21 protein-coding genes are annotated in these 22,508 nt (G+C 61.3%); 7 read left to right on the forward strand and 14 right to left on the reverse strand.

The genetic code is table 11. From position 1 onward, the window contains the following. Positions 1 to 4: 4 nt before the first annotated feature. Positions 5 to 931: a LysR family transcriptional regulator gene (locus RAM80_RS23915; protein ID WP_416422882.1), complete on the reverse strand. Its 927-nt coding sequence runs from the start codon at positions 929 to 931 to the stop codon at positions 5 to 7. 120 nt (positions 932 to 1,051) lie between these two features. Here RAM80_RS23915 and fpr point away from each other — a divergent pair, with 120 nt between their 5' ends. Then, positions 1,052 to 1,831, forward strand: a complete 780-nt coding sequence (fpr, locus tag RAM80_RS23920; RefSeq protein WP_416422883.1) for a ferredoxin-NADP reductase — start codon at positions 1,052 to 1,054, stop codon at positions 1,829 to 1,831. A 159-nt stretch (positions 1,832 to 1,990) separates the two neighbouring features. Here fpr and tsaA read toward each other — a convergent pair whose 3' ends face one another. The 6 genes from tsaA to rimO all read right to left on the reverse strand — a co-directional run bounded on the left by tsaA (position 1,991) and on the right by rimO (position 6,234). Next, entirely contained in the window at positions 1,991 to 2,683 is a 693-nt protein-coding gene (gene tsaA, locus RAM80_RS23925; RefSeq protein WP_416422884.1) for a tRNA (N6-threonylcarbamoyladenosine(37)-N6)-methyltransferase TrmO, read from the reverse strand. Positions 2,684 to 2,692: 9 nt separating this feature from the next. After that, complete coding sequence (locus RAM80_RS23930; RefSeq protein WP_416422885.1) at positions 2,693 to 2,875, reverse strand: hypothetical protein; 183 nt, start codon at positions 2,873 to 2,875, stop codon at positions 2,693 to 2,695. A gap of 108 nt (positions 2,876 to 2,983) precedes the next feature. Beyond that, on the reverse strand, positions 2,984 to 3,445 hold the full coding sequence (locus RAM80_RS23935) for a DUF1456 family protein (protein ID WP_416422886.1): 462 nt from the start codon (positions 3,443 to 3,445) through the stop codon (positions 2,984 to 2,986). A gap of 34 nt (positions 3,446 to 3,479) precedes the next feature. After that, positions 3,480 to 4,190, reverse strand: coding sequence for an rRNA pseudouridine synthase (locus RAM80_RS23940; protein WP_416422887.1), 711 nt, complete (start codon positions 4,188 to 4,190; stop codon positions 3,480 to 3,482). 50 nt (positions 4,191 to 4,240) lie between these two features. Continuing rightward, on the reverse strand, positions 4,241 to 4,708 hold the full coding sequence (locus tag RAM80_RS23945) for a GNAT family N-acetyltransferase (RefSeq protein ID WP_416422888.1): 468 nt from the start codon (positions 4,706 to 4,708) through the stop codon (positions 4,241 to 4,243). Between the two features lie 188 nt (positions 4,709 to 4,896). Then, complete coding sequence (rimO, locus tag RAM80_RS23950; protein ID WP_416422889.1) at positions 4,897 to 6,234, reverse strand: 30S ribosomal protein S12 methylthiotransferase RimO; 1,338 nt, start codon at positions 6,232 to 6,234, stop codon at positions 4,897 to 4,899. 266 nt (positions 6,235 to 6,500) lie between these two features. On the opposite strand from rimO, the gene RAM80_RS23955 reads away from it, so the two are divergent. Beyond that, positions 6,501 to 8,342 (forward strand): potassium transporter Kup, encoded by a 1,842-nt coding sequence (locus tag RAM80_RS23955; RefSeq protein WP_416427549.1) that lies wholly within the window; start codon positions 6,501 to 6,503, stop codon positions 8,340 to 8,342. A gap of 115 nt (positions 8,343 to 8,457) precedes the next feature. On the opposite strand, the gene RAM80_RS23960 is transcribed toward RAM80_RS23955, so the two are convergent. The 5 genes from RAM80_RS23960 to RAM80_RS23980 form a co-directional block, all read right to left on the reverse strand. Next, complete coding sequence (locus RAM80_RS23960) at positions 8,458 to 9,159, reverse strand: ABC transporter ATP-binding protein (RefSeq protein ID WP_416422890.1); 702 nt, start codon at positions 9,157 to 9,159, stop codon at positions 8,458 to 8,460. Next, positions 9,160 to 9,927 (reverse strand): high-affinity branched-chain amino acid ABC transporter ATP-binding protein LivG, encoded by a 768-nt coding sequence (gene livG, locus RAM80_RS23965; protein ID WP_416422891.1) that lies wholly within the window; start codon positions 9,925 to 9,927, stop codon positions 9,160 to 9,162. It abuts the gene before it with no gap. Then, complete coding sequence (locus RAM80_RS23970) at positions 9,924 to 11,180, reverse strand: high-affinity branched-chain amino acid ABC transporter permease LivM (RefSeq protein WP_416422892.1); 1,257 nt, start codon at positions 11,178 to 11,180, stop codon at positions 9,924 to 9,926. Before RAM80_RS23970 ends, livG begins: the two co-directional genes overlap by 4 nt. Continuing rightward, positions 11,177 to 12,100 carry a high-affinity branched-chain amino acid ABC transporter permease LivH gene (gene livH, locus RAM80_RS23975; RefSeq protein WP_416422893.1) on the reverse strand — a complete coding sequence of 308 codons (924 nt, stop codon included), beginning with the start codon at positions 12,098 to 12,100 and terminating at the stop codon, positions 11,177 to 11,179. Before livH ends, RAM80_RS23970 begins: the two co-directional genes overlap by 4 nt. 225 nt (positions 12,101 to 12,325) lie before the next feature. Beyond that, positions 12,326 to 13,444, reverse strand: a complete 1,119-nt coding sequence (locus RAM80_RS23980; RefSeq protein WP_416422894.1) for a branched-chain amino acid ABC transporter substrate-binding protein — start codon at positions 13,442 to 13,444, stop codon at positions 12,326 to 12,328. Positions 13,445 to 13,817: 373 nt separating this feature from the next. On the opposite strand from RAM80_RS23980, the gene RAM80_RS23985 reads away from it, so the two are divergent. Beyond that, the gene (locus tag RAM80_RS23985; protein ID WP_416422895.1) at positions 13,818 to 14,123 is read left to right on the forward strand and encodes a DUF2288 domain-containing protein; all 306 of its coding nucleotides are present in this window, start codon (positions 13,818 to 13,820) and stop codon (positions 14,121 to 14,123) included. Positions 14,124 to 14,232: 109 nt separating this feature from the next. Here RAM80_RS23985 and RAM80_RS23990 read toward each other — a convergent pair whose 3' ends face one another. Continuing rightward, positions 14,233 to 16,503, reverse strand: coding sequence for a putative bifunctional diguanylate cyclase/phosphodiesterase (locus RAM80_RS23990; RefSeq protein WP_416422896.1), 2,271 nt, complete (start codon positions 16,501 to 16,503; stop codon positions 14,233 to 14,235). A 244-nt stretch (positions 16,504 to 16,747) separates the two neighbouring features. Here RAM80_RS23990 and RAM80_RS23995 point away from each other — a divergent pair, with 244 nt between their 5' ends. Continuing rightward, complete coding sequence (locus RAM80_RS23995) at positions 16,748 to 18,097, forward strand: spinster family MFS transporter (RefSeq protein WP_416422897.1); 1,350 nt, start codon at positions 16,748 to 16,750, stop codon at positions 18,095 to 18,097. A 12-nt stretch (positions 18,098 to 18,109) separates the two neighbouring features. Here the strand turns inward: RAM80_RS23995 and RAM80_RS24000 are convergent, their stop codons facing one another. After that, positions 18,110 to 19,312 (reverse strand): MFS transporter, encoded by a 1,203-nt coding sequence (locus tag RAM80_RS24000; RefSeq protein ID WP_416422898.1) that lies wholly within the window; start codon positions 19,310 to 19,312, stop codon positions 18,110 to 18,112. A 622-nt stretch (positions 19,313 to 19,934) separates the two neighbouring features. On the opposite strand from RAM80_RS24000, the gene RAM80_RS24005 reads away from it, so the two are divergent. From RAM80_RS24005 to RAM80_RS24015, 3 genes are read left to right on the forward strand one after another with little or no spacing between them, the layout of a single operon-like run. Next, positions 19,935 to 20,921 (forward strand): ABC transporter ATP-binding protein, encoded by a 987-nt coding sequence (locus RAM80_RS24005; RefSeq protein WP_416422899.1) that lies wholly within the window; start codon positions 19,935 to 19,937, stop codon positions 20,919 to 20,921. Further along, positions 20,921 to 21,721: an ABC transporter permease gene (locus RAM80_RS24010; RefSeq protein ID WP_416422900.1), complete on the forward strand. Its 801-nt coding sequence runs from the start codon at positions 20,921 to 20,923 to the stop codon at positions 21,719 to 21,721. Before RAM80_RS24005 ends, RAM80_RS24010 begins: the two co-directional genes overlap by 1 nt. Continuing rightward, positions 21,718 to 22,506, forward strand: coding sequence for an ABC transporter permease (locus RAM80_RS24015; RefSeq protein WP_416422901.1), 789 nt, complete (start codon positions 21,718 to 21,720; stop codon positions 22,504 to 22,506). Before RAM80_RS24010 ends, RAM80_RS24015 begins: the two co-directional genes overlap by 4 nt. Positions 22,507 to 22,508 lie beyond the last annotated feature (2 nt).

Below are 22,508 nucleotides of genomic sequence, written 5' to 3' on the forward strand. Positions count from 1 at the left end.
CTGCTCAGGGGATGGCCGGCAGCACGATCTCGTCGCTGCGCGCCACCCCGGCGGTGAAGGCCCGGCACAGTTCGAGGAACTCGCGCATGGCCTGGGTCTGGTATTTCTGCTTGTGCCAGATGAAGAAGAATTCCCGGGTCAGGTCCAGGTCCGGGGTTTCCACCGGCACCAGGCTGCCCCGGCGAAACGCGTCGCGCAGGGCCAGGCGCGAGATGCAGCCGATGCCCAGCCCCGACTCCACCGCGCGCTTGATGGCCTCGGTGTGTTCCAGCTCCAGGCGCACGTTGAGCATGGAGCGGTGATGGCGCATGGCCTGGTCGAAGGTCAGGCGCGTGCCTGAGCCTTGTTCGCGCAGAATCCACGCCTCGCGGGTCAGCTCGTCCAGGGTTGCCTTGCCCACCGCCGCCAGCGGGTGGCGCGGGGCGCAGAACACCACCAGTTCGTCGGCCACCCAGGGCTGCACTTCGATATCCGGGTGGTTGCAGTCGCCTTCGATCAGCCCCAGGTCAATTTCATAGTGCGCCACCTGGTGCACGATGTTGGCGGTGTTCTGCACGTGCAGCTTCACCTGGCTTTCCGGATGCACCTGCATGAAGCTGCCGATCAACAGGGTGGCCAGGTAGTTGCCGATGGTCAGGGTGGCGCCCACGGCCAGGGAGCCGAAGCCGGACTTGCCGTTGAGCAGGTCTTCGATTTCCTTGGCCTGGTCGAGCAGGGCCACCGCCTGGGGCAGCAGCTGATGGCCCAGGGCGTTGAGGCTCAGGCGCTTGCCGGCGCGGTCGAACAGCTGGCAGCTGGACTGGCGCTCCAGTTCGGTGATGGAGGTGCTGGCGGCCGATTGCGACAACGCCAGCAGGCTGGCGGCGCGGGAAACACTTTCCTGCTGGGCCACAGCGACGAAAACCTGGAGCTGGCGTAGAGTAAATCGCATATCTATATAACCGATAACCCATATCTTGATAATTCAATTAACAGATATTGTCGCTGCCGTTAGAATATCGCGCAATCGCGCTCTCGTTCGGCGCACGCGTTTTCTGAGGAGCCCCCGTACATGAGCAACATGAACCACGAACGTGTACTCAGTGTCCATCACTGGAATGACACCCTGTTCAGCTTCAAGTGCACCCGCGACCCGGGCCTGCGCTTCGAGAACGGTCAGTTCGTGATGATCGGCCTGCAGCAGCCCAACGGCCGCCCGCTGATGCGCGCGTACTCCATCGCCAGCCCGAACTGGGAAGAGCATCTGGAATTCTTCAGCATCAAGGTGCCGGACGGCCCGCTGACTTCCCAGCTGCAACATCTGAAGGAAGGCGACGAGATCATCATCAGCAAGAAGCCCACCGGCACGCTGGTACTCGATGACCTCAAGCCCGGCAAGCACCTGTACCTGCTGAGCACCGGCACTGGCCTGGCGCCGTTCATGAGCGTGATCCAGGACCCGGAAACCTACGAGCGTTTCGACAAGGTCATCCTGTGCCACGGCGTGCGCTACGTGAACGAAGTCGCCTACCGCGAGTTCATCACCGAGCACCTGCCACAGAACGAGTTCTTCGGCGAAGCCCTGCGCGAGAAGCTGATCTACTACCCAACCGTGACGCGCGAGCCGTTCGAGAACGAAGGCCGCCTGACCGACCTGATGCGCAGCGGCAAGCTGTTCCGCGACATCGGCCTGCCGCCGATCAACCCGCAGGACGACCGCGCCATGCTGTGCGGCAGCCCGAGCATGCTCGACGAGACCAGCGAAGTGTTGAATAGCTTCGGCCTGACCGTATCGCCGCGCATGCGCGAGCCGGGTGACTACCTGATCGAGCGCGCCTTCGTCGAGAAGTAAGCCCTCGCTCAATAAAAAACCTCCCCGAGGGGCGGTTTTTTTATGCCCGTCATTTCAACGCGCCATGTACCCGTAGCCGCTGCCGCAGGCTGCGCTGGCCCTGTGCCTCACCGAAGATCTCCAGCGGCCATCAAGGCCAGCGCAGCCTGGCGGCAGCGGCTACGCGGTTACCACTTCCAGAACTCGGATGGTGTCCAGCGCCGGATAGTGCCAGCGCACCTCCACGTCCCAGAACCGCACCCCATATTCACGTTCGGGCGCCGGCACCTGGTACGCCGGGCGCGGGTCCTGGGCCAGGCATTGCTCGATCAGCGCCACCAGGGGCTCTGCAAGGCGCGTGGCGTGCGCGTGCGCCTGAAGCAGGGCACTATCCGCCCAGGTCACGGCAATCGCGGCTGGCGCTTCGCCAGCCATGTCGTTGCGGGCGTGGGGCAGGCTGTCGGCGTAGGGCACGTAGGGCTTGATGTCCAGCACCGGGGTGCCGTCCAGCAGATCGATGCCCGACAACCACAGCTTGCCGGCCTCCACCTTGTCCAGGCGCACCACCGACTGGCCGATGCCGTTGGGCCGGTGGGTGGCGCGGGTGGCGAACACGCCCATGGACTTGTTGCCGCCCAGGCGCGGCGGCCGTACCTTCAGGCGTGGCTTGTCTTCCAGGGCCTGGTGGAACAGGAACAGCAGCCACACGTGGCTCACCTGTTCCAGGCCCTGCACTGCCTCGCCCTGGTCAAACGGCGCGACCAGCTCCAGCACCCCCCGGGCGGCGGGTGCCAATTGCGGCTGGCGGGGGATGGCGAATTTTTCCTTGAAGCACGAACGGACGAAGCCAATCGGCGAAACGCTATAGGTCATGGGCAGGGTTCAACGGCAACCGGCGTTGTCGTAGGGGCCGGACATGCGCTGCCAGCCAGCACCGGGGTTGGTTTGCGAGCAGACCATGGCGCCGTTCTGGGTGATGCTCTGCCATTTGTACCAGGGGGCCTGGCCGGCAGACGCAAGCAACGGAAACGCCACTGCAGCGATAAGCAATAGACGCGTGAACATGTCGAACTCCTGGAAATGTGGGAGCTGGCTTGCCAGCGAGCTTTTGAGGCCCAACAACTCGCTGGCAAGCCAGCTCCCACAGCGACAATCAATAGAGGGGTTGATGACTCAGCCGCGCACTTTCAGGGTCAGGCCCTTGAGGAAGTTACGCAGCAGCTGGTCACCGCACGGGCGGTAGTTGTTATGGCCGACCTTGCGGAACAGCGCGCTCAGTTCAGGCTTGGACACCGGGAAATCGGCGGCCTTGAGCACGGCGTGCATGTCGTCCTCTTTGAGTTCGAAAGCCACGCGAAGTTTCTTCAGGATGATGTTGTTGGTCACCGGCGTCTCGATCGGCTGGGCCGGGCGGCTGTCGTCCTTACCGCGCTTGAAGAACACCAGGCCGTCGAGGAAATGGGCCATGACCAGGTCGGGGCAGTGCACGAAGCCCTCTTCCTCGTCCTTCTTCAGGTAGCTGATGACATCGGCCTTGGCCACGTCCATGCCGGACAGCTTGATGATGTCGACCACTTTCGCGTCGCTGATGTCGAGCATGTAGCGCACGCTGCGCAGTACGTCATTGTGAATCATGGTGTGAATCCCGAGTGTTGCGAAAAAAGAAGAATCAGAACTTTTCGTTGCCGGCCAGGTAGCGCCATTGCCCCGCGGGCACCTTGCCCAGCGACACGCCGCCCACGCGGATGCGGCGCATGCCCACCACGGTGAGGCCGACGCTGGCGCACAGCTGGGCGATGATGCCCGGCTGCGGGTTCTTCATGGCGATGCGCAGGCGGGTCTCGTTCTGCCAGCTGGCTTTCACGGCCGGCAGCGGCTTGCCCTTGTAGGTGGCGCCGTGGGTGAGGCGGTTGAGGCCGTGCTCGGACATCTGCCCGCTGACCTCCACCACGTATTCCTGCTCGATCTTGGCCGCGTCGGCGGTCAGCTTGCGCAGGATTTTCCAGTCCTGGGTGAAGACCTGCAGGCCGCTGGCGTTGGGCTGCAGCTCGGCGCCGCAGGTCAGGCGCAGGAAGTGGCCCTTGAGCGGGCGCTTGCTGAAGCTGTGGTCGGCCGACAGGCTGGCGGCGCCGAGGCTGGCCTGGGCGTCGTCCAGGGACTGGCCGGCTTCCTGGTGCAGCAGCAGGGTCACCGGCTCGGGCTGTTCGGCCTTGGCGTCGGCGCTCAAGGCCACGACCTGGTCGGCCACCTTGAACTGCGGCTCGTCGACGACTTCGCCGTCTACCGTCACCCAGCCCCCTTCGATAAACAGTTCGGCCTCGCGGCGGGAGCACCCGACCAGTTCGATGAGGCGTTTGGAGAGGCGAATGGGATCAGACATGACAAGAGCCGTAGCAAGAGAAGGCCGCTAGTGTACTCGCCCCGGCCCGGTTAAGCCCGCGCAGATTGTCGCTGCACCCGGCGCAGGTGCAGCAACGGGTAGGGTTGGCCCATGCCGTCGACCTCGGAGCGGCCCACCACTTCGAAGCCTTGCTTCATGTAGAAACCGAACGCTTGCTCGTTCTGTTCGTTGACGTCCAGCTGGTCGGCGTTGAGGTGGTCGATGGCAAAGTGCAGCAGGCGCTTGCCGATGCCCTGGCCGCGGTGGTCGGGGTGGATGAACAGCATCTCCACCTTGCCCGCTGCCACCCCGGCGAAACCGGTGATGCGCTGGCGTTCGTCGCGGCAGCAGATCAGCATCACCGCGTCCAGGTAGTGCTTGTACACCAGTTCGCCCAGCAGGGTGATGTAGCTGTCCGGCAGGAAGTGATGCGTGGCGCGCACCGAGGCTTCCCAGACCCGGGTCAGCTCGGCGTAGTCGTTGGCCTTGGGGGTATGCACCAGCAGATGTTTGCCCATGTCGGTCTCTCCTTGAACCTTTACTGTAGCCGCTGCCGCCAGGCTGCGCTGGGCCTTGAGTGCGCTGGAGATCTTCAGTGTGGCTCAGGGCCAGCGCAGCCTGGCGGCAGCGGCTACAGGTTGCTGGCATTAAATAAAGCATAAAAAAACCTGCCGCTGGGGCAGGTTTTTTCAGGGGGGCAGGGCGCTTAGATGCGCTCGGCCCACAGGTCGTACTCGTCGGCATCCACCACGCGGCACATGACCTTGTCGCCCGGGCTCAGGCCTTCGGCGCCTTCGATGAACACGCTGCCGTCGATTTCCGGCGCGTCGAAGAAGCAGCGGCCTACGGCGCCCTGTTCGTCCACTTCGTCGATCAGCACTTCGATGTCCTTGCCGATCTTCATCTGCAGGCGCGCGGCGCTGATGGCCTGCTGGTGGGCCATGAAGCGGTCCCAGCGGTCCTGCTTGACGTCGTCAGGCACGATCTCGGCGTCGAGGTCGTTGGCCGGGGCACCTTCGACCGGCGAGTACTGGAAGCAGCCAACGCGGTCCAGCTGCGCTTCGGTCAGCCAGTCCAGCAGGTACTGGAAGTCTTCCTCGGTCTCGCCAGGGAAGCCGACGATGAAGGTGGAGCGGATGATCAGGTCCGGGCACTGCTCGCGCCATTTCTTGATGCGCGCCAGGGTCTTGTCTTCGAAGGCCGGGCGCTTCATCAGCTTCAGCACTTTGGGGCTGGCGTGCTGGAACGGGATGTCCAGGTAAGGCAGCAGCTTGCCGGCGGCCATCAGCGGGATCACGTCGTCGACGTTCGGGTACGGGTACACGTAGTGCAGGCGCACCCACACGCCCAGGCTGCTCAGTGCCTCGCACAGCTCCAGCATGCGCGTCTTCACCGGACGGCCGTTCCAGAAGTCGGTCTTGTACTTCACGTCGACGCCGTAGGCGCTGGTGTCCTGGGAAATCACCAGCAGTTCCTTGACGCCGGCCTTGACCAGGCGCTCGGCCTCGCTCAGCACGTCACCCACCGGGCGGCTGACCAGCTTGCCGCGCATGGACGGGATGATGCAGAAGCTGCAGCTGTGGTTGCAGCCTTCGGAAATCTTCAGGTAGGCGTAGTGGCGCGGGGTCAGCTTGATGCCTTGCGGCGGCACCAGGTCGATCAGCGGGTTGTGGTCCTGGCGCGGTGGCACCACTTCGTGGACCGCGTTCACCACCTGCTCGTACTGCTGCGGGCCGGTGACCGACAGCACGCTGGGGTGCACGTTGCGGATGGCGCCTTCTTCAACGCCCATGCAGCCGGTGACGATGACCTTGCCGTTTTCGGCCAGGGCTTCGCCGATCACTTCCAGGGACTCGGCCTTGGCGCTGTCGATGAAGCCACAGGTGTTGACGACCACGACGTCGGCGTCCTGGTAGGTCGGTACAACTTCATAACCTTCCATGCGCAGCTGGGTCAGGATGCGTTCGGAGTCGACCAGGGCTTTTGGGCAGCCCAGGGAGACGAAGCCAACCTTGGGGGCGGACGGCGCGGGAGTGGTGGACATGACTAACCTCGGTGTTAATTAGAGCTGCCATAGGCAACCCTGACGGGCACTTTACGCGCCTCTGATCAAAAAGTGCGCAATTCTAGCGACGAGAAAGCCACTTGACCAGCTTTATGCAGGGAAATACGACGAGTGCTGCGCTATGCTTCGCCGCGTTGAGTCTCGAAGTATTTTGAAACACCCAAAGTCCAAGGTTGTAGGAGTGGTTGATGGTTCAGGCAAGTAGTCAGGCGCAAGCCGGTCATTCGGCGGCAAAGCCGCTCGCGATGCTGGTGGCCGCCGTCGGGGTAGTCTACGGCGATATCGGTACCAGCCCGTTGTATACCCTCAAGGAGGTGTTCTCCGGTGGCTATGGTATTCCCAGCAACCATGATGGCGTTTTGGGCATTCTGTCGCTGATCTTCTGGTCGTTGATCTGGGTCGTGTCCATCAAGTACATGCTGTTCGTGCTGCGTGCCGACAACCAGGGCGAGGGCGGCATCATGGCCCTGACTGCCCTGGCACGGCGCGCCTCCGCCGGTTACCCACGCTTGAGCGCCATGCTGGTGGTGTGCGGGTTGATCGGCGCGGCGTTGTTCTACGGCGACAGCATGATCACCCCGGCGGTCTCGGTACTGTCGGCGGTGGAGGGCCTGGAACTGGCGTTCGATGGCATCAGCCACTGGGTCGTGCCGCTGGCGCTGATCGTGCTGGTGGGGCTGTTCCTGATCCAGCGCCACGGCACCGCGCGCATCGGCAAGCTGTTCGGGCCGGTGATGGTGACCTGGTTCCTGGTGCTGGGCGTGCTCGGCATCTACGGCATCTCCCAGCAGCCCGAGGTGCTGGAGGCCATCAACCCCATGTGGGGGGTGCGCTTCTTCATCAGTCATTTCGGTATTTCGGTAGCGGTGCTGGGCGCCGTGGTGCTGGCGCTGACCGGTGCCGAGGCGCTGTACGCCGACATGGGCCACTTCGGCCGCAAGCCGATCGCCCGCGCCTGGTTCATCCTGGTGCTGCCGGCGCTGGTGCTGAACTACTTCGGCCAGGGCGCGCTGATCCTTGCCGACCCCGAGGCGGCGCGCAACCCGTTCTACCTGCTGGCGCCGAACTGGGCGCTGCTGCCGCTGATCGGCCTGTCCACCGTGGCCACGGTCATCGCTTCCCAGGCGGTGATTTCCGGTGCGTTCTCGCTGACCCAGCAGGCTATCCAACTGGGCTACATCCCACGCATGCACATCCAGCACACTTCCAGCGACGAGCAGGGCCAGATCTACATTGGCGCAGTGAACTGGACGCTGATGTGCGGGGTGATCCTGCTGGTGCTGGGCTTCGAGTCGTCCGGTGCGCTGGCTTCGGCCTACGGCGTGGCCGTGACCGGCACCATGCTGATGACCACGCTGCTGGTGTCGGCGGTGATGCTGCTGATGTGGAAGTGGCCGCCGTTCTTCGCGGTGCCGGTAATGAGCATCTGCCTGCTGGTGGACGGCATGTTCTTCGCCGCCAACGTGCCGAAAATCGTCCAGGGCGGTGCCTTCCCGGTGCTGGCCGGTAGCGCGCTGTTCATCTTGATGACCACCTGGAAGCGCGGCAAGCAGCTGCTGGTGGACCGCATCGACGAAGGCGCGCTGCCGTTGCCGATCTTCATCAGCAGCATTCGCGTGCAGCCGCCGCACCGCGTGCAGGGCACCGCAGTGTTCCTCACCGCGCGCTCCGACGCCGTGCCCCATGCGCTGTTGCACAACATGCTGCACAACCAGGTGCTGCACGAGCAGGTAGTGTTGCTGACGGTGGTCAACGAAGATGACCCGCGGGTGCCGGCCAACCGCCGTTTCGAGGTGGAATCCTACGGTGAAGGCTTCTTCCGGGTGATCCTGCATTACGGCTTCATGGACGAACCGGACGTGCCGGGCGCGCTGAAGCTGTGCCACCTGGAAGACCTGGACTTCAGCCCGATGCGCACCACCTACTTCCTCAGCCGCGAGACGGTGATCCCGTCCAAGCTGGTGGGCATGGCGCGTTGGCGCGAGGGGTTGTTCGCGTTCATGTTGAAGAACGCCAACGGCAACCTGCGTTTCTTCAAGCTGCCGGTGAACCGCGTGATCGAACTGGGAACCCAGGTCGAGATGTAACCAGAAGCCCGTAGCACCGCTGTCTTTGTGGGAGCTGGCTTGCCAGCGAGCTTTTCAGGGCCTCAACAGCTCGCTGGCAAGCCAGCTCCCACAGGTCTGTGGTCAAAAAGGGCGGTTAACCGCCCAGGTACGCCTCGCGTACCTTCGGGTCGGTCAGCAGGGCTTCACCCGTGCCCTGCATCACCACCCGGCCGTTCTCCAGCACGTAGGCACGGTCGGCGATCTTCAGCGCCTGGTTGGCATTCTGCTCCACCAGGAACACCGTCACGCCATCCTTGCGCAGCTGTTCGATGATGTCGAAGATCTGCTGGATGATGATCGGCGCCAACCCCAGCGACGGCTCGTCGAGCAGCAGCAGCTTGGGCTTGCTCATCAGCGCCCGGCCGATGGCCAGCATCTGCTGCTCGCCGCCCGACATGGTGCCGCCGCGCTGGTTGAAGCGCTCCTTGAGCCGCGGGAACAGCTCCAGCACCTTGTCCATCTGCGCCTGGTAGTCGCCCTTGTCGGTGAAGAAACCGCCCATGGCCAGGTTCTCCTCCACGGTCAGGCGGGCGAACACCCGGCGGCCCTCGGGCACCACGGCAATGCTCTTGCGCATGATGTCCGAGGACTCCTGGCCCACCAGTTCCTCGCCCAGGTAGCGGATGCTGCCGGAGTGGGCGCGGGGCGAGCCGCACAGGGTCATCAGCAGGGTCGACTTGCCGGCGCCGTTGGCGCCGATCAGGGTGACGATCTCACCCTGCTTTACCTCGACGTTGACGCTGTGCAGCGCCTGGATCTTGCCGTAGAACGTGGAAACGTTTTCGAACAGCAGCATTTACGCTTCCCCCAGGTAGGCTTTGATCACTTCAGGATTGTCGCGGATCTGCTCCGGCGTGCCGTCGGCCAGGGGCGTGCCCTGGTTGATCACCACGATGTGGTCGGAAATGCTCATGACCAGCTTCATGTCGTGCTCGATCAGCAGCACCGTGGCGTTGTGCTCCTGGCGCAGGGTGGCGATCAGCGCCTTGAGGTCGTCGGTCTCGCGCGGGTTGAGGCCGGCGGCCGGCTCGTCGAGCATGAGGATGCGCGGGCGCGTCATCATGCAGCGGGCGATCTCCAGGCGCCGTTGCTGGCCGTAGGCGAGGGTGCCGGCGGGGCGGTTGGCGAATTCCTTGAGGTTGACCTTCTCCAGCCAGAACTCGGCGTACTCCATGGCCTCGCGCTCGCTGCGGCGGAACGCGGGGGTCTTGAACAGGCCCGAGAGGAAGTTGGTGTTCAGGTGCCGGTGCTGGGCGATCAGCAGGTTTTCCACGGCGGTCATGTCCTTGAACAGCCGCACGTTCTGGAACGTCCGCACCACGCCCTTGCGGGCGATCTGGTGGCCGGGCATGCCCTGGATGGGCGCGCCGTCCAGCAGGATGGTGCCGCCGGTGGGCGTGTAGAAGCCGGTCAGGCAGTTGAACACGGTGGTCTTGCCGGCGCCGTTGGGGCCGATCAAGGCCACCACCTGCTTTTCCTTCACGCTCAGGCCCACGCCGTTCACGGCCAGCAGGCCGCCGAAACGCATGCTCAGGCCACTTACTTCAAGAATGTTCTGCGTCATTTTCGCAGCTCCATGTGGGGGCGCTGCATCGGCAACAGTCCTTGGGGACGCCAGATCATCATCAGCACCATCATGGCGCCGAACATCAACATGCGGTAGTCAGCGAACTCGCGCGTCACTTCCGGCAACAGGATCACCACGATCGCCGCCAGGATCACGCCCAGCTGCGAGCCCATGCCGCCCAGCACCACGATGGCCAGGATCATGGCCGACTCGATGAAGGTGAACGACTCGGGGGTCACCAGGCCTTGGCGCGCGGCAAAGAAGCTGCCGGCGAAACCGGCGAAGCAGGCGCCCAGGGTGAAGGCCGAGAGCTTGATGATGGTGGGGTTCAGGCCCAGCGCGCGGCAGGCGATCTCGTCTTCGCGCAGCGCTTCCCAGGCACGGCCGATGGGCATGCGCAGCAGGCGGTTGATGATGAACAGCGCGGCCAGGGCCAGCATCAGTGCCACCAGGTACAGGAAGATCACCTTGCCCACCGGGTTGTAGGCGAGGCCGAAGTAGTCGTAGAACGTCTGCGCGCCTTCAGCGGCCGTGCGGTCGAACGACAGGCCGAACAGGGTCGGCTTGGGAATGTTGCTGATGCCGTTGGGGCCGCCGGTGAGGTCGGTCAGGTTGCGCAGGAACAGGCGGATGATTTCACCGAAGCCCAGGGTCACGATGGCCAGGTAGTCGCCGCGCAGGCGCAGCACCGGGAAGCCCAGCAGGAAGCCGAACACGGCCGCCGCCAGGCCCGCCAGCGGCAGGCACACCCAGAAGCTGAAGCCATAGTAGTGCGACAGCATGGCGTAGGTGTAGGCACCCACCGCGTAGAAACCCACGTAGCCCAGGTCCAGCAGGCCGGCAAGGCCCACCACGATGTTCAGGCCCAGGCCCAGCATCACGTAGATCAGCACCAGGGTGGCCAGGTCGACCGCGCCGCGCGAACCGTAGAACGGCCAGATGAAGGCCACCACGATCAGGCCCAGCAGGATCCAGCGCTGGGTCTTGGGCTGGGTCAGGAAGTCGCTGGCACCGGCTGGCATCGACGGCACTTTTGGCGAAGCGCGCCAGGCGGCGCTGATCTGCGCGTTGAACAGCACCCGCAGGAACATCAGCACCGAGCAGGCGGCGATGATCAGCAGGGTGGTGGTGCTGGCACCTTCGACGATCAGCTTGATGCCGTCGATGGACAGCTTCAGCCCCAGCACCGGGTAGGCCACGGCCCACACCAGCAGGGCGCTGAAGAACGCCGAGTTAAGAGTCTTGTTCATACTTTTTCAACCTCCGGGCGGCCCAGAATGCCGGTCGGCCGGAACAACAGCACCAGAACCAAAAGGCCGAACGCCACCACGTCCTTGTACTGGTCGCCGAACACGTCGGCGCCAAAGGCTTCGGCCACACCCAATACCAGCCCGCCGAGCATGGCGCCCGGAATGCTGCCGATACCGCCCAGCACGGCCGCGGTGAAGGCCTTCAGGCCCACCAGGAAACCGGCGTTGGGGTTGATCACCCCGTATTGCATGCTCAACAGCACCGCGGCGATGGCCGCCAGGGCCGCGCCGATGACGAAGGTCAGGGCGATGATGTTGTTGGTGTTGATGCCCAGCAGGTTGGCCATCTTCATGTCCTCGGCGCAGGCGCGGCAGGCGCGGCCCAGGCGGGAACGGGAGATGAACAGGGTCAGTCCGAGCATGGCGACCAGGGTCACCACGAACACCACGATCTGCATGTACGAGACCAGCACTTCCTGTGCCCCCCCTGGCCCGAAGCTGATGTTGCCCGGGATCAGGTTGGGTATCGATTTGTCCTTGGAGTCTTGCGAGAGCAGAACCGTGTTCTGCAGGAACAGCGACATGCCGATGGCCGAGATCAGCGGGATCAGACGGTTGCTGCCGCGCAGGGGGCGGTAGGCAATGCGTTCGATGCTGTAGCCATAGGCACTGGTGACGACGATGCTGGCGCAGAACGCCGCGGTCATCAGCAATGGCACGTTGTCCAGGCCCAGCATGGCCAGGCCGGCAATGGCGATGAACGCCACGTACGAGCCGATCATGTAGACCTCGCCGTGGGCGAAGTTGATCATTCCAATGATGCCGTAGACCATCGTGTAGCCGATGGCGATGAGGGCATACGTGCTGCCAACGGTCATGCCGTTAACCAGCTGCTGGAAGAAGTGATAGATGTCAGGCATTACCGCGCGCTCCTAAAAACCTGATACGCATTTCACTGGTGGAGTCATTTTCCCGCTCGCGCACAGGGCCGGGCCCGGATGCGAAGCTTTATGCCAGCGAACCGCTGGTGACGGTTTTGAGATTTTCAGGTGGGCCGCCTTCCGGATCACGGAACGGCGGCCCGATACCTCGTAAAACAAAGCCCACTGCTCGCGCAGTGGGCTCCGTGGCGTGTCAGGCAGCGTTTACTGAGGGCTGACTTCGGTCTTCGGCTTGCCGAAGTGCCATTGGTAGACCACGAACTTGAAGTCCTTCAGGTCGCCCTTGGCGTCGAAGCTCAGGTCGCCAGTAGGCGTCTTGAAGGTGCCGGCGTGGATGGCCGCGGCCACCTTGGCGGTGTCTTCGCTACCGGCAGCCTTGATGCCGTCGGCGATGACTTCAACCGCCGAATAGGCCGGGAACACGAACGGGCCGCTCGGGTCCTTCTTGGCTGCCTTGAAGGCGTCGGCCAGTTCCTTGTTGGCCGGGTCCTGGTCGAAGGATTTCGGCAGGGTCACGTACAGGCCTTCGGAAGCGTCCTGGGCGATTTGCGAGATGGAGTCGTTGCCCACGCCTTCAGGGCCCATGAACTTGGCGTTCAGGCCTTTTTCCTTGGCTTGGCGCAGGATCAGGCCCAGCTCGGGGTGGTAGCCGCCGTAGTAGACGAAGTCGACGTTGGCTTGCTTGAGCTTGGCAATCAGCGACGAGAAGTCCTTGTCGCCGGCGTTGATGCCTTCGAACACCGGCACCTTGATGCCGTCCTTCTCCAGGGTGGCCTTCACGGCGGTGGCGATGCCTTCGCCGTATTGCTGCTTGTCGTGGATGACGGCAACCAGCTTGGGCTTCACGAACTTGGCAATGTAGTTGCCGGCCGCAGGGCCCTGGGCGCTGTCCAGGCCGATGGTACGGAAGACCATCTTGTAGCCGCGCGCGGTGATTTCCGGGCTGGTGGCCGCCGGGGTGATCATGATCACGCCTTCGTCTTCGTAGATGTCCGAAGCAGGCTGGGTAGAGCTGGAGCACAGGTGGCCGACGACGAACTTGACGCCATCGTTGACCACTTTGTTGGCCACTGCCACGGCTTGTTTCGGGTCGCAGGCGTCATCGTATTCGACGGCCTCGAGCTTCTTGCCATCGACGCCGCCCTTGGCGTTGATCTGCTCGATGGCCATCTTGGCGCCCATGAACTGCATGTCGCCGTATTGGGTAACCGGGCCGGTTTTAGGACCGGCGATGCCGATCTTGATGGTGTCGGCAGCGAACGAATGGCTGGCAACCCCCGCCAGGACCATGGCGGCGAACAGCTTGGAAATCTGCTTAGTCATAATGCTCCACTCTAACTGTTGTATTTTTTATAGTCTTGCGGCGAAAGCTGCAGGACCGGGTCATGTCGAGACGGGTGTCGTGTGTTTCCACGACTGCCCGAGCGAACGGCAGACACCCCGATCAGCCCCCGGTAACTGTACCGGTACAGTGTAGAGCGCCGCTTGTTCCATTGAAAAGCTGGCGCCTGGGGGCAAATGGCCAGGGTGTCGCTTTATCGACAGGAAGTTACAGAATTACGGCGGCGCAACCGGTGCAGCAGGTCGTCATCCTTGGCTTTTCCGAACTTGCCAATCAATCACTTATTTGAAACCGGGTTTTTCCAAGGCAATCCGGACGTTATCATTGCGCCAGATTTTATTTTTGGTGAAACCCATGACTGAACAACCTAGCACCCTCTATGCCAAGCTGCTCGGCGAGACCGCCGTTATCGGATGGCAGGAGCTGCAACCGTTTTTTGCCCGCGGTGCCCTGTTGTGGGTCGAGCCTGCGCTGGATTTGGTCGCTGCCGCGGAGGCCGTGGCCACGGATGATGGCGCGAAAGTGGCGCAGTGGATGAGCGAAGGTTTGCTCGACAAGGTGTCTGAATCGCAGGCGCTGGACTGTGTTGAACGAAATCCAACCTTGTGGGCGGTGGTGGTGTCGCCCTGGGTGCTGATCCAGGAAAGGGCAGCGCAGTAATTCCTGCACCACAACGGTGCCTCGTAGCAGCTGCCGCAGGCTGCGTCCGATCACCCATTGGCGGTGTGGCCGGACGCCGCCTGCGGCAGCTGCTACGGGGCGCTCGGGTTTACCTGGCCGGGCGGGCCAGGGGTTGGGTGGCGGGCGCCTCGGCGAACAGGTCGCGCACGACGCGTTCGTCGTTGGCGCGGGTGGGCACCGGGTAGCTGTTGCTGTTGCCAGGGTACTGGTTGAGCTGGTCCAGGATCGGCCGCAGCTCCGACAGTGGCACCGGCCGGCTCAGCAGGTAGCCCTGCACGTAGTCGCAGCCGTAGCGGCTGAGGAATTCGTACTGCTGCACGGTTTCCACGCCTTCGGTCACCACCTGCAGGTGCAGGGTGTGGGCCATGACGATAATAGCCTGGACAATCTCCATGTCGGCGGCCGAACGGGGGATGTCCTGGATGAACGAGCGGTCGATCTTCAGGGTGTCCAGCGGCAGGCGCTTGAGGTAGGCCAGCGACGAATAGCCGGTGCCGAAGTCATCGATGGACAGCGACACGCCTAGCGCGCGGATCTGCGACAGCAGGCTGATGGTGGTGGTGATGTTGCCCATCAGCGCGTTCTCGGTCACCTCCAGCTCCAGGCGCTGGGGCGCCACCCCCGCTTCGGCCAAGGCCTCGCGTATCTCGCCCACCAGCTCTTCGCGGGCCAGGTTCAGGGCTGAGCAGTTCACCGTGATCTTCAGTTGCTCGCAGCCGTTATGGCCAAGGTGCGCCAGGTCGCGGCAGGCCCGTTGCAGCACCCAGTTGTCCAGTTCGGCGATCAGGCCGTTGGTCTCGGCAATGGCGATGAAGCGGTCGGGGCTGAGCAAGCCGTGCTGCGGGTGGCGCCAGCGGATCAGCGCCTCCAGCTTGGACACCTGGCCGCTGTGCAGGTCGAAGATGGGCTGGTAGAACAGCTCCAGCTCGTCACCCGAGCGCAGGGCATTGCGCAGTTCTTCCTCCAGTTGCAGCTCAAGCGTTGCCTTGGTGCGCAGGTTGGCGCTGAAAAAATGCAACGCGTTGCGGCCCGCACCCTTGGACTGGTACAGCGCCAGGTCGGCGTGCTTGAGCAGCTCTTCGCAGGAGTCGCCATCATCGGGGAACACGCTGATGCCGATGCTGGTGGTCATCACCATGCGCCGGCCGGCCAGGTCGATGGGCTCCTTCATCTTCAGCATGATGCGCTGGGCCATGTGCCGGGCTTCGTCGCGGTTGTTCATGGCAATCAGGATGCAGAACTCGTCGCCGCCAAACCGCGCCACCACGTCGGCGTGGCTGCGGGTGGCGGCCTTGATATGGCCGGCGATGACCTTGAGCAGCTCGTCGCCGGCGTCGTGGCCGAGGCTGTCGTTGATGCGTTTGAAGTGGTCGATGTCGAGGAACATCACCGCCAGCATGCCGCCGTTGAGTTTCTGCTCGATCAGTTTTTCGCCGAACAGCTGGTTGAAGCCGCGGCGGTTGATGAGGTTGGTCAGCGCATCGTAGTGGGCTACCTGTTGCAGCGACACCCGCGCCTGGTCCAGCTGGCTGAGCAGGGCGTTGACCCGGCGCAGGTCGTGCTCCTTGCTCTGCAGCTTCTTGTCGGCCAGCGCCGCGCTGAGGCTGCTGGCAATGATCAGCAGGGTGATGAACGCCACGGTCAGCCCCAGCTCCAGGCTGTTGTCGACCATGGGCGCGTGCAGCGCGCTGCCCTGGGGCACGGCCATCACCAGCGACCACATGCCCAGGAAGTGCGTGGCGACGATGCCGGCGCCCATCAGCAGGCTGGCGCTGTACTTGAGCAACTGGTGGAAGGTGCCGCTGCCGTTGCGGAAGTGCCGCGCCAGCATCAGCGCGGCGAAGCTGGCGCCAATGGCCACGAGGATGGACAGCACGAACAGCTTGGGCTCGAAGTACTGGGTGGCATTGGAGCGCATGGCGACCATGCCCACGTAGTGCATGCCGGCGATGCTCAGGCCGATGCCGATCGACGACTTGATGTAGTCGGGCAGGGTGATGACTTCGCGGCTCAGGGTGCTCATGGCCAGCAGGCCGGCCACCAGGGCGATCAGCAGCGAGACCACGGTGATCGGCAGGTCGAAATGCATCTCGATGGGTGTTTCGAAGGCCAGCATGCTGATGAAATGCATGGCCCAGATGCCGCCGGCCAGGCACAGCGCGCCGATCCAGCGCCACTGGTGGCGGGCGCCGGGGCGTTCGACATGGCTGATGCGCTCGGCCATGTCGAGGGTGGCGAAACTGCCGGCGCAGGCCACGACATAGGCCAGCAGTACCAGGAACGGGTTGTGGCTGCAGTTGAGCAGGATCTGCCCTGATTCGGGCAAGTCGCCGATGAAATGTAAGCCGAGCCAATCCATAGCATGCCTCTGGACAAACGCCCCCACACCACCCAGAGGTGGCTATTCAGGAACAGTATAGAAGGTGGCCCTTGCCTGCTGGCAAAGTGCTTCCAATCATTTCGTAATCAATACAATAGCCATCCGCGATAACCAGCGCCCCGTCTGTCAATGCCTCACCATCACGCTAGCTGATGCAACGGACATGCGCGAATTCACCTTCTAGATTTCATCAGGCCCAATAACAAGAATAGCGAGCCCACTCATGCCGACATCCGCCCAGGCGCCCCACGCGTGGCGCATCCTGTTCCTGCTGTTCCTGGCCAACCTGTTCAACTTCTTCGACCGCACCATTCCGGCCATCATCATCGAGCCGCTGCGCATGGAGTGGCACCTCAGTGACTTCGAACTGGGCATCGCCGGCACCGCCTTCACCCTGGTGTACGCCGTGGCCGGCATCCCCCTGGGGCGCATGGCTGACACTGGCTCGCGTCGCAAGATGATGGGCTGGGGGCTGGCGGTGTGGAGCGCGCTGACCGCGGTGAACGGCTTCGTCGGTGGCTTCTGGACCTTCCTGCTGGTGCGCATGGGCATCGGCATCGGCGAGGCCAGCTACGCGCCGGCGGCCAACTCGCTGATCGGCGACCTGTTCCCGCCCCAGCGCCGTGGCCGGGCCATGGGCATCTTCATGCTCGGCCTGCCCTTGGGCCTGCTGCTGGCGTTCTTCACCATTGGCGCCATGGTCGAGTTCTTCGGCAACTGGCGCGCGCCGTTCTTCGTGGCGGCGGTGCCGGGGCTGCTGCTGGCGCTGTTCATGTTCACCATCCGCGAACCAGCGCGCGGCGCCGCCGAGGCCGAGCCGGTGTCCCAGCAGCCGCTGGACAAGCCCCTGCGCCGGCTGCTGGCCATCCCCACCTTCTGCTGGTTGGTGCTGGCGGGCCTGGCGTTCAACTTCGCCACCTACGCCTGCAACAGCTTCATGGTGCCGCTGCTGCAACGCTACTTCCACCTGCCGCTGCACCAGGCCGCAGTGTCCACCGGCGTCATCGTCGGCGTCACTGGCCTGGTAGGCCTGACCCTGGGCGGCTGGGTGGCCGACAAGGTCCAGCAACGCCTGGCCAACGGCCGCCTGGTGCTGGCCGCCAGCTGCATGGTGGTCGCCGCCAGCGCCACCGCCTGGGCGCTGATGGCCGGGCGCATCGACATCGGCCTGTTCGTTACCGTGTTCGGCCTGGGCTGGTTCTTCAGCTACGCCTTCTATACCTGCGCCTACACCGCCATCCTGGAAGTCGTGCACCCACGCATGCGCGCCACCGCCATGGCCCTGTTCTTCGCCGGCCTGTACCTGCTGGGCGGCTCCATGGGGCCGGTAGTGGCCGGTCTGCTCAGCGACCGCTTCGCCCACCAGGCCATGGCCGCGGCCGGGGCCAGTGAAATGAGCGAAGTGTTCAAGGCCGAAGGGCTGCATGACGCCATGCTGTCGATACCGGTGGCGTTGGTGATGACGTTGGTGTTCCTGGGGTTGGCGGCCAGGAGCTTCAAGCGGGATGCGCAGCGGATGCGGGAGGGGATGGTGGTGGTTCGGGCGGAGGGTGGGGTGGTGGTGGGTGCGTAGCGGCGGAGATTGCTAACTGGATGAAGCGCTGCTTTTCCTGCCGCTTATTGTTTTTGTGGTTGCGATAAGCGTGATCGCTCCTGCGAGGGGGAAAATCGAAACGGCGAGTAGCGAGATGCTGCTGGAGTACGATTCGGCCACGAAACCATAGGTCATGAACCCAGCTGAAATGAATAGCATGTCAACAAACGCTGCCGCCGATAAGGTTGTTGTTCTGAGATGTTCCGCTTTGATGGTCGAGTTTATGGTGTTGTTGGTGAGTATGGTTGCCCAAAGCGTCAAGGTGTTGGCAATGAGGAAAGCGGTGATTGCCACGTATGGGGAATACAGCGGGTTCGCTGCAATGACAACGGACGTCAGTAGCATGAGGGTCGGTATGCTGTGTTTCGACGTAGCTGGCAGGAAGCGTGTCAGGCACAGGACCGCGATTGCGCTGAGTATCTCCGCGATGCCTACAGCGGCGCTGGCCGCGCCTTTGCTCAAGCCTGCCTCATGGAATGAAGAACTGGCGTAGAGAAAATAGGGTGTCATTGCGGCATGTATCATCGCAAAGGGAATCGCGATGGGCGCTATGGCGACCAACTCCTTGATGAAGATGGTGAGCTTTATGGAGTGTGTGCTTGCCGTCAAGGCTGACGCTTCCTGACGAGCAAGCGGGAATATCACGATTACGCTGAGTCCGGTCACGAAGACGGAAGTCACGTAGATTGCGGTCCATCCCCCCAGGCTTAGGATCGGGGCTGCGGCGATCATCGCCAGTCCCAATGAAAGGCTGCCTGCGAACTGGAGGGCTGCGTAGTGGCTCGAGTACCGGTGCAAGACATCGAGCGTGGTGAGATGTTGGTGCAGTGCGCTGCTTAAAGACCCGGAGATTAAAGAGAAAGACAGCGCGTGAGTGATGAAGAAGACTGTCGTCAGTGGCAGGCAGGCTACAAAAATAAATTGTCCGGACAAGCTCGTTGTCGCTAATAACCCTCCTGCTGCAAGCGCGGCTACCCGCCCAAATTTGTCGGCTAAATAGCCGCTGGGTAACTCAAATAAAAACAGTGAAACTGAAAAGGCTGTTTGGAGTAGCCCGATTTCAATAAGCGTATATCCATTCTCCTTCAGGAAGAATACGAAAAGCCCGCGTTCTACTGAGAATGAAACAAGGAAATAAAATAACGTAAGGCGTTGGGTGGTGATGTCGGCCGGAAATGTTTGAGTGGACCGCATGGTGGCTCCTGGTGTCGGGTTGCTTTTGTTTTTTGGTCGCTGGAGTTGGCGCCGTGCCGCGTAGGCTGAATCTTGGTCGGCATTCGTGTGGATGGCAATTCATGGAGTTGTAACGGGATGTTGGGTTTGCCCCCACACCGCATTGGTGAAATAGCAAGCTTTGTGCTGTAGTTTTCTGAGAGTGCATGCTGAGTGAAATTATTTCCGGATATTGCTGGGCTTGTGGCTGTGTCGGGTCTTTCTGGAAAGATTTTTCAAGGTGTTGCAGTCGTAATGGGTGGGAGGCGCGATAGTGGGTTTACGGGCCGAGATCGTCTTCGCTTGGCAGTGGCAGTTGCGTTTTACAACTTGTTGATGGGGTTGTGGTTTATTCTGCTAGCAGCGCTATGGTTGTGCTCTCGGTTTATTTGGCTTGCTAATGGCTAGCAACTAAGCGTGGGCGAGGAGGGTCTTTTCAAAGCTGGCCGAGACCCGAAATCAGATTTTGCCCTTGACGACTTCCTTGGTGTAATCAAACCTATAGGCACGGCACCTCAGTAGTGACATGCTGTTGAAGCATCAAGCTGATAAGGGCGAGGTTCGAAAATAACTTCTACAGTGAGCGGGGTGGGTGCGGAAGAGTATGTCAAAGGTAATTGAGTTGTCTGCTGTAAGTAAAGTGTACCGAGTGCACAGGACTGACCAAGCCTCACGCAATTTGTTTCGATACTTTCGTAGAGAGCAGATTAGCATTTCAGCCGTCAAGGATGTTTCCTTTTCCATTGATGAGGGGGAGGTGGTTGGGTTTCTGGGTAGTAACGGCGCAGGAAAGACCACCACACTGAAAATGCTCTCGGGAATAATAAGGCCCAGTGCCGGGAGCTTGTGCGTGCTCGGGCAAGAGCCGTTCAAGAGGCAGCGCGACTTTCTCAAGTCGATTGCGTTAGTCATGGGGCAGAAGCAACAACTGACCTGGGACTTGCCGGCGCTTGAGTCATTCCATCTTCAAGCCGCGCTTTACGATATCCCCCCTACGGAGCGCCGTCAGCGGATCAAAGAATTATGTGAATTGCTATCGGCCGATGACATCATTCATCGTCCGGTGAGGAAGCTATCACTGGGTGAGAGGATGAAATGCGAGTTGATGCTTTCGTTGTTGCACCGTCCAAATATCCTGTTTCTCGATGAGCCCACAATTGGTCTTGATCTTGCGATGCAGGCGGCTATCCGCAAATTCCTATTTGATTACAATAAAGAAACGGGGGCGACCATCATATTGACGTCACACTACATGGCAGATATAGAAGCCTTGGCTGACCGGGTAATCGTCTTGAATGAAGGGGGAATCGTATTTGACGGTGATCGCCAAGCACTGGTGAAAGCCCAAGTGTCCGAGCGACAGGTTTCCCTCCGCTTCTCACTGCCTGTGTGTCGAGAGTCACTTCTGGCTTACGGTACGCTTATTAGTCTGACACCTGATGGCGCGGAAATTTTGGTGCCTGACGGCCAAGTAACCGATGCTGTCGCTCGGCTGCTTGCGAACCTGCCTGTAACGGATATTTCGATCCAGCGGCCTTCGCTTGAACAGGCATTCCCTCGATTGCTGCTGGCGAAGGAACCTGTTTGCTAATGACCAAATTTTCAATGCTCGCCGTTGCTGGTCAGCTCCTCCGAATCAGCGTGCAGATGACGATCATCTACAGGGCTCAGCTAGTTGTGTGGTTGCTCAGTGGCGTCGCGCCTTTATTTATGATGATGATCTGGTGGGAGATTTCACGAGACAAAGTAATCAACGGCTATACGGCGAAGGATTTTGCAGGATATTTCTTGGGGGTCTATTTGGTCCGCCAGCTCACGGCGGCCTGGGTTATCTTCGTTCTTAACGATGAAATACGCAAAGGCACACTCTCGGGGAGGCTGCTCAAGCCAATTCCGCCTTTCTGGTTTCATGTCGCTGAACCAGTGGGGAAGATGCTGGTGCGTGCACCGATAGTAGTCACTGTGTTCTGTATTGGTGGGTTGATTTTTTCGATCGATCTGCAGGTGGTGATTAAGCAGTTGCCACTATTCCTGGTGGCGCTTGTGTTGGCATGGGTTATAGTTTTTCATATTTATTATTGTGTTGGTTTGCTCGCATTCTGGACGGCCAACTCTGTTGCATTTGACGCTGCTGTCTGGTCGTTATACACCGTTCTTGGCAGCACGCTCATTCCCATTGATCTGTTGCCTGAGGCAACTCGCTCGATCGTTTTGTTGTTGCCGTTCGCCGCAGCGCTAGACTTTCCCGTCAAGGTTCTGCTCGGGAAGGCGTCAGGGGTAGAGTATTTGCAGGGTTTCTCTGTCCAGCTTTTTTGGGTTTTCACGCTCGTTGCCCTCCGCCGTAAACTCTGGACGCAAGGGTTGAAACGGTTTTCGGGGGCGGGTATATGACCTTGAGGAATCTGAAAATTCTGGCAGCGCTGGTCAGGCATTCGGCTATTGAGGAAATGGAGTTCAGGACGAACGCCGTCGCCAATATGATCACTACATTGGTTGGGTTGATCTTGGCGCTTTATTTTCTAGATGCCATGTTCGCTGAAGTGGGCAGCCTTGGAGGGTGGAATATTTACCAAGTGCTTGCTTTGTTTGGCGTGGCCCTGACTCTCGAGGGGCTGCTTGAAATGTGGCTGTTTCCAAGCCTGCATGCGTTGTCAGAAAAAGTTCGTACCGGAGACCTGGATTGCCTTTTGCTTCGCCCGGTTGACTGTCAGTTTTCGGTGTCATTCTCAAAAGTTAATATCTGGGAGCTGCCGCGAGCGATCATTGGTGTTGCCGTCGTCGTCTATTCGATGCACGCCCAAGGCACGTTGGGGGGCAGCAACCTACTGGTTTTTGCTGGCCTGCTGATGGGAGGCGTCGCAATTTTTTATTCGTTGTTCTTGATTACCTGCACGCTGTCTATATGGTTCGTAAAGATCGGAGATATCTGGATTGTCAGTTACACCATCATGGAGGTCGGCCGTTTTCCAGTTTCGGCTTTTCCACAGTCCGTTCGGGTACTGCTGACGTTTTTTGTTCCTATATACTTTATTTCGAACGTACCTGTAGACGGCGCTATGGGAATGGCAAGTCAAGCATCTGTGGTAGGTGCAACTCTGGCTTGCCTGATCTCACTCTGCATTTCAAGAATGTTCTGGGTCTTTGCTTTGCGTTCGTACGAAAGCGCCAGTAGTTGATG

The organism is Pseudomonas sp. App30 (genome assembly GCF_047947025.1).
GTDB lineage: Bacteria > Pseudomonadota > Gammaproteobacteria > Pseudomonadales > Pseudomonadaceae > Aquipseudomonas.

Excerpts from the sequence above, each read along its gene's own strand:
- RAM80_RS23915 (WP_416422882.1), bottom strand. The coding sequence starts at position 931 with ATGCGATTTACTCTACGCCAGCTCCAGGTTTTCGTCGCTGTGGCCCAG.
- fpr (WP_416422883.1), top strand. The coding sequence starts at position 1,052 with ATGAGCAACATGAACCACGAACGTGTACTCAGTGTCCATCACTGGAAT.
- tsaA (WP_416422884.1), bottom strand. The coding sequence starts at position 2,683 with ATGACCTATAGCGTTTCGCCGATTGGCTTCGTCCGTTCGTGCTTCAAG.
- RAM80_RS23930 (WP_416422885.1), bottom strand. The coding sequence starts at position 2,875 with ATGTTCACGCGTCTATTGCTTATCGCTGCAGTGGCGTTTCCGTTGCTT.
- RAM80_RS23935 (WP_416422886.1), bottom strand. The coding sequence starts at position 3,445 with ATGATTCACAATGACGTACTGCGCAGCGTGCGCTACATGCTCGACATC.
- RAM80_RS23940 (WP_416422887.1), bottom strand. The coding sequence starts at position 4,190 with ATGTCTGATCCCATTCGCCTCTCCAAACGCCTCATCGAACTGGTCGGG.
- RAM80_RS23945 (WP_416422888.1), bottom strand. The coding sequence starts at position 4,708 with ATGGGCAAACATCTGCTGGTGCATACCCCCAAGGCCAACGACTACGCC.
- rimO (WP_416422889.1), bottom strand. The coding sequence starts at position 6,234 with ATGTCCACCACTCCCGCGCCGTCCGCCCCCAAGGTTGGCTTCGTCTCC.
- RAM80_RS23955 (WP_416427549.1), top strand. The coding sequence starts at position 6,501 with ATGCTGGTGGCCGCCGTCGGGGTAGTCTACGGCGATATCGGTACCAGC.
- RAM80_RS23960 (WP_416422890.1), bottom strand. The coding sequence starts at position 9,159 with ATGCTGCTGTTCGAAAACGTTTCCACGTTCTACGGCAAGATCCAGGCG.
- livG (WP_416422891.1), bottom strand. The coding sequence starts at position 9,927 with ATGACGCAGAACATTCTTGAAGTAAGTGGCCTGAGCATGCGTTTCGGC.
- RAM80_RS23970 (WP_416422892.1), bottom strand. The coding sequence starts at position 11,180 with ATGAACAAGACTCTTAACTCGGCGTTCTTCAGCGCCCTGCTGGTGTGG.
- livH (WP_416422893.1), bottom strand. The coding sequence starts at position 12,100 with ATGCCTGACATCTATCACTTCTTCCAGCAGCTGGTTAACGGCATGACC.
- RAM80_RS23980 (WP_416422894.1), bottom strand. The coding sequence starts at position 13,444 with ATGACTAAGCAGATTTCCAAGCTGTTCGCCGCCATGGTCCTGGCGGGG.
- RAM80_RS23985 (WP_416422895.1), top strand. The coding sequence starts at position 13,818 with ATGACTGAACAACCTAGCACCCTCTATGCCAAGCTGCTCGGCGAGACC.
- RAM80_RS23990 (WP_416422896.1), bottom strand. The coding sequence starts at position 16,503 with ATGGATTGGCTCGGCTTACATTTCATCGGCGACTTGCCCGAATCAGGG.
- RAM80_RS23995 (WP_416422897.1), top strand. The coding sequence starts at position 16,748 with ATGCCGACATCCGCCCAGGCGCCCCACGCGTGGCGCATCCTGTTCCTG.
- RAM80_RS24000 (WP_416422898.1), bottom strand. The coding sequence starts at position 19,312 with ATGCGGTCCACTCAAACATTTCCGGCCGACATCACCACCCAACGCCTT.
- RAM80_RS24005 (WP_416422899.1), top strand. The coding sequence starts at position 19,935 with ATGTCAAAGGTAATTGAGTTGTCTGCTGTAAGTAAAGTGTACCGAGTG.
- RAM80_RS24010 (WP_416422900.1), top strand. The coding sequence starts at position 20,921 with ATGACCAAATTTTCAATGCTCGCCGTTGCTGGTCAGCTCCTCCGAATC.
- RAM80_RS24015 (WP_416422901.1), top strand. The coding sequence starts at position 21,718 with ATGACCTTGAGGAATCTGAAAATTCTGGCAGCGCTGGTCAGGCATTCG.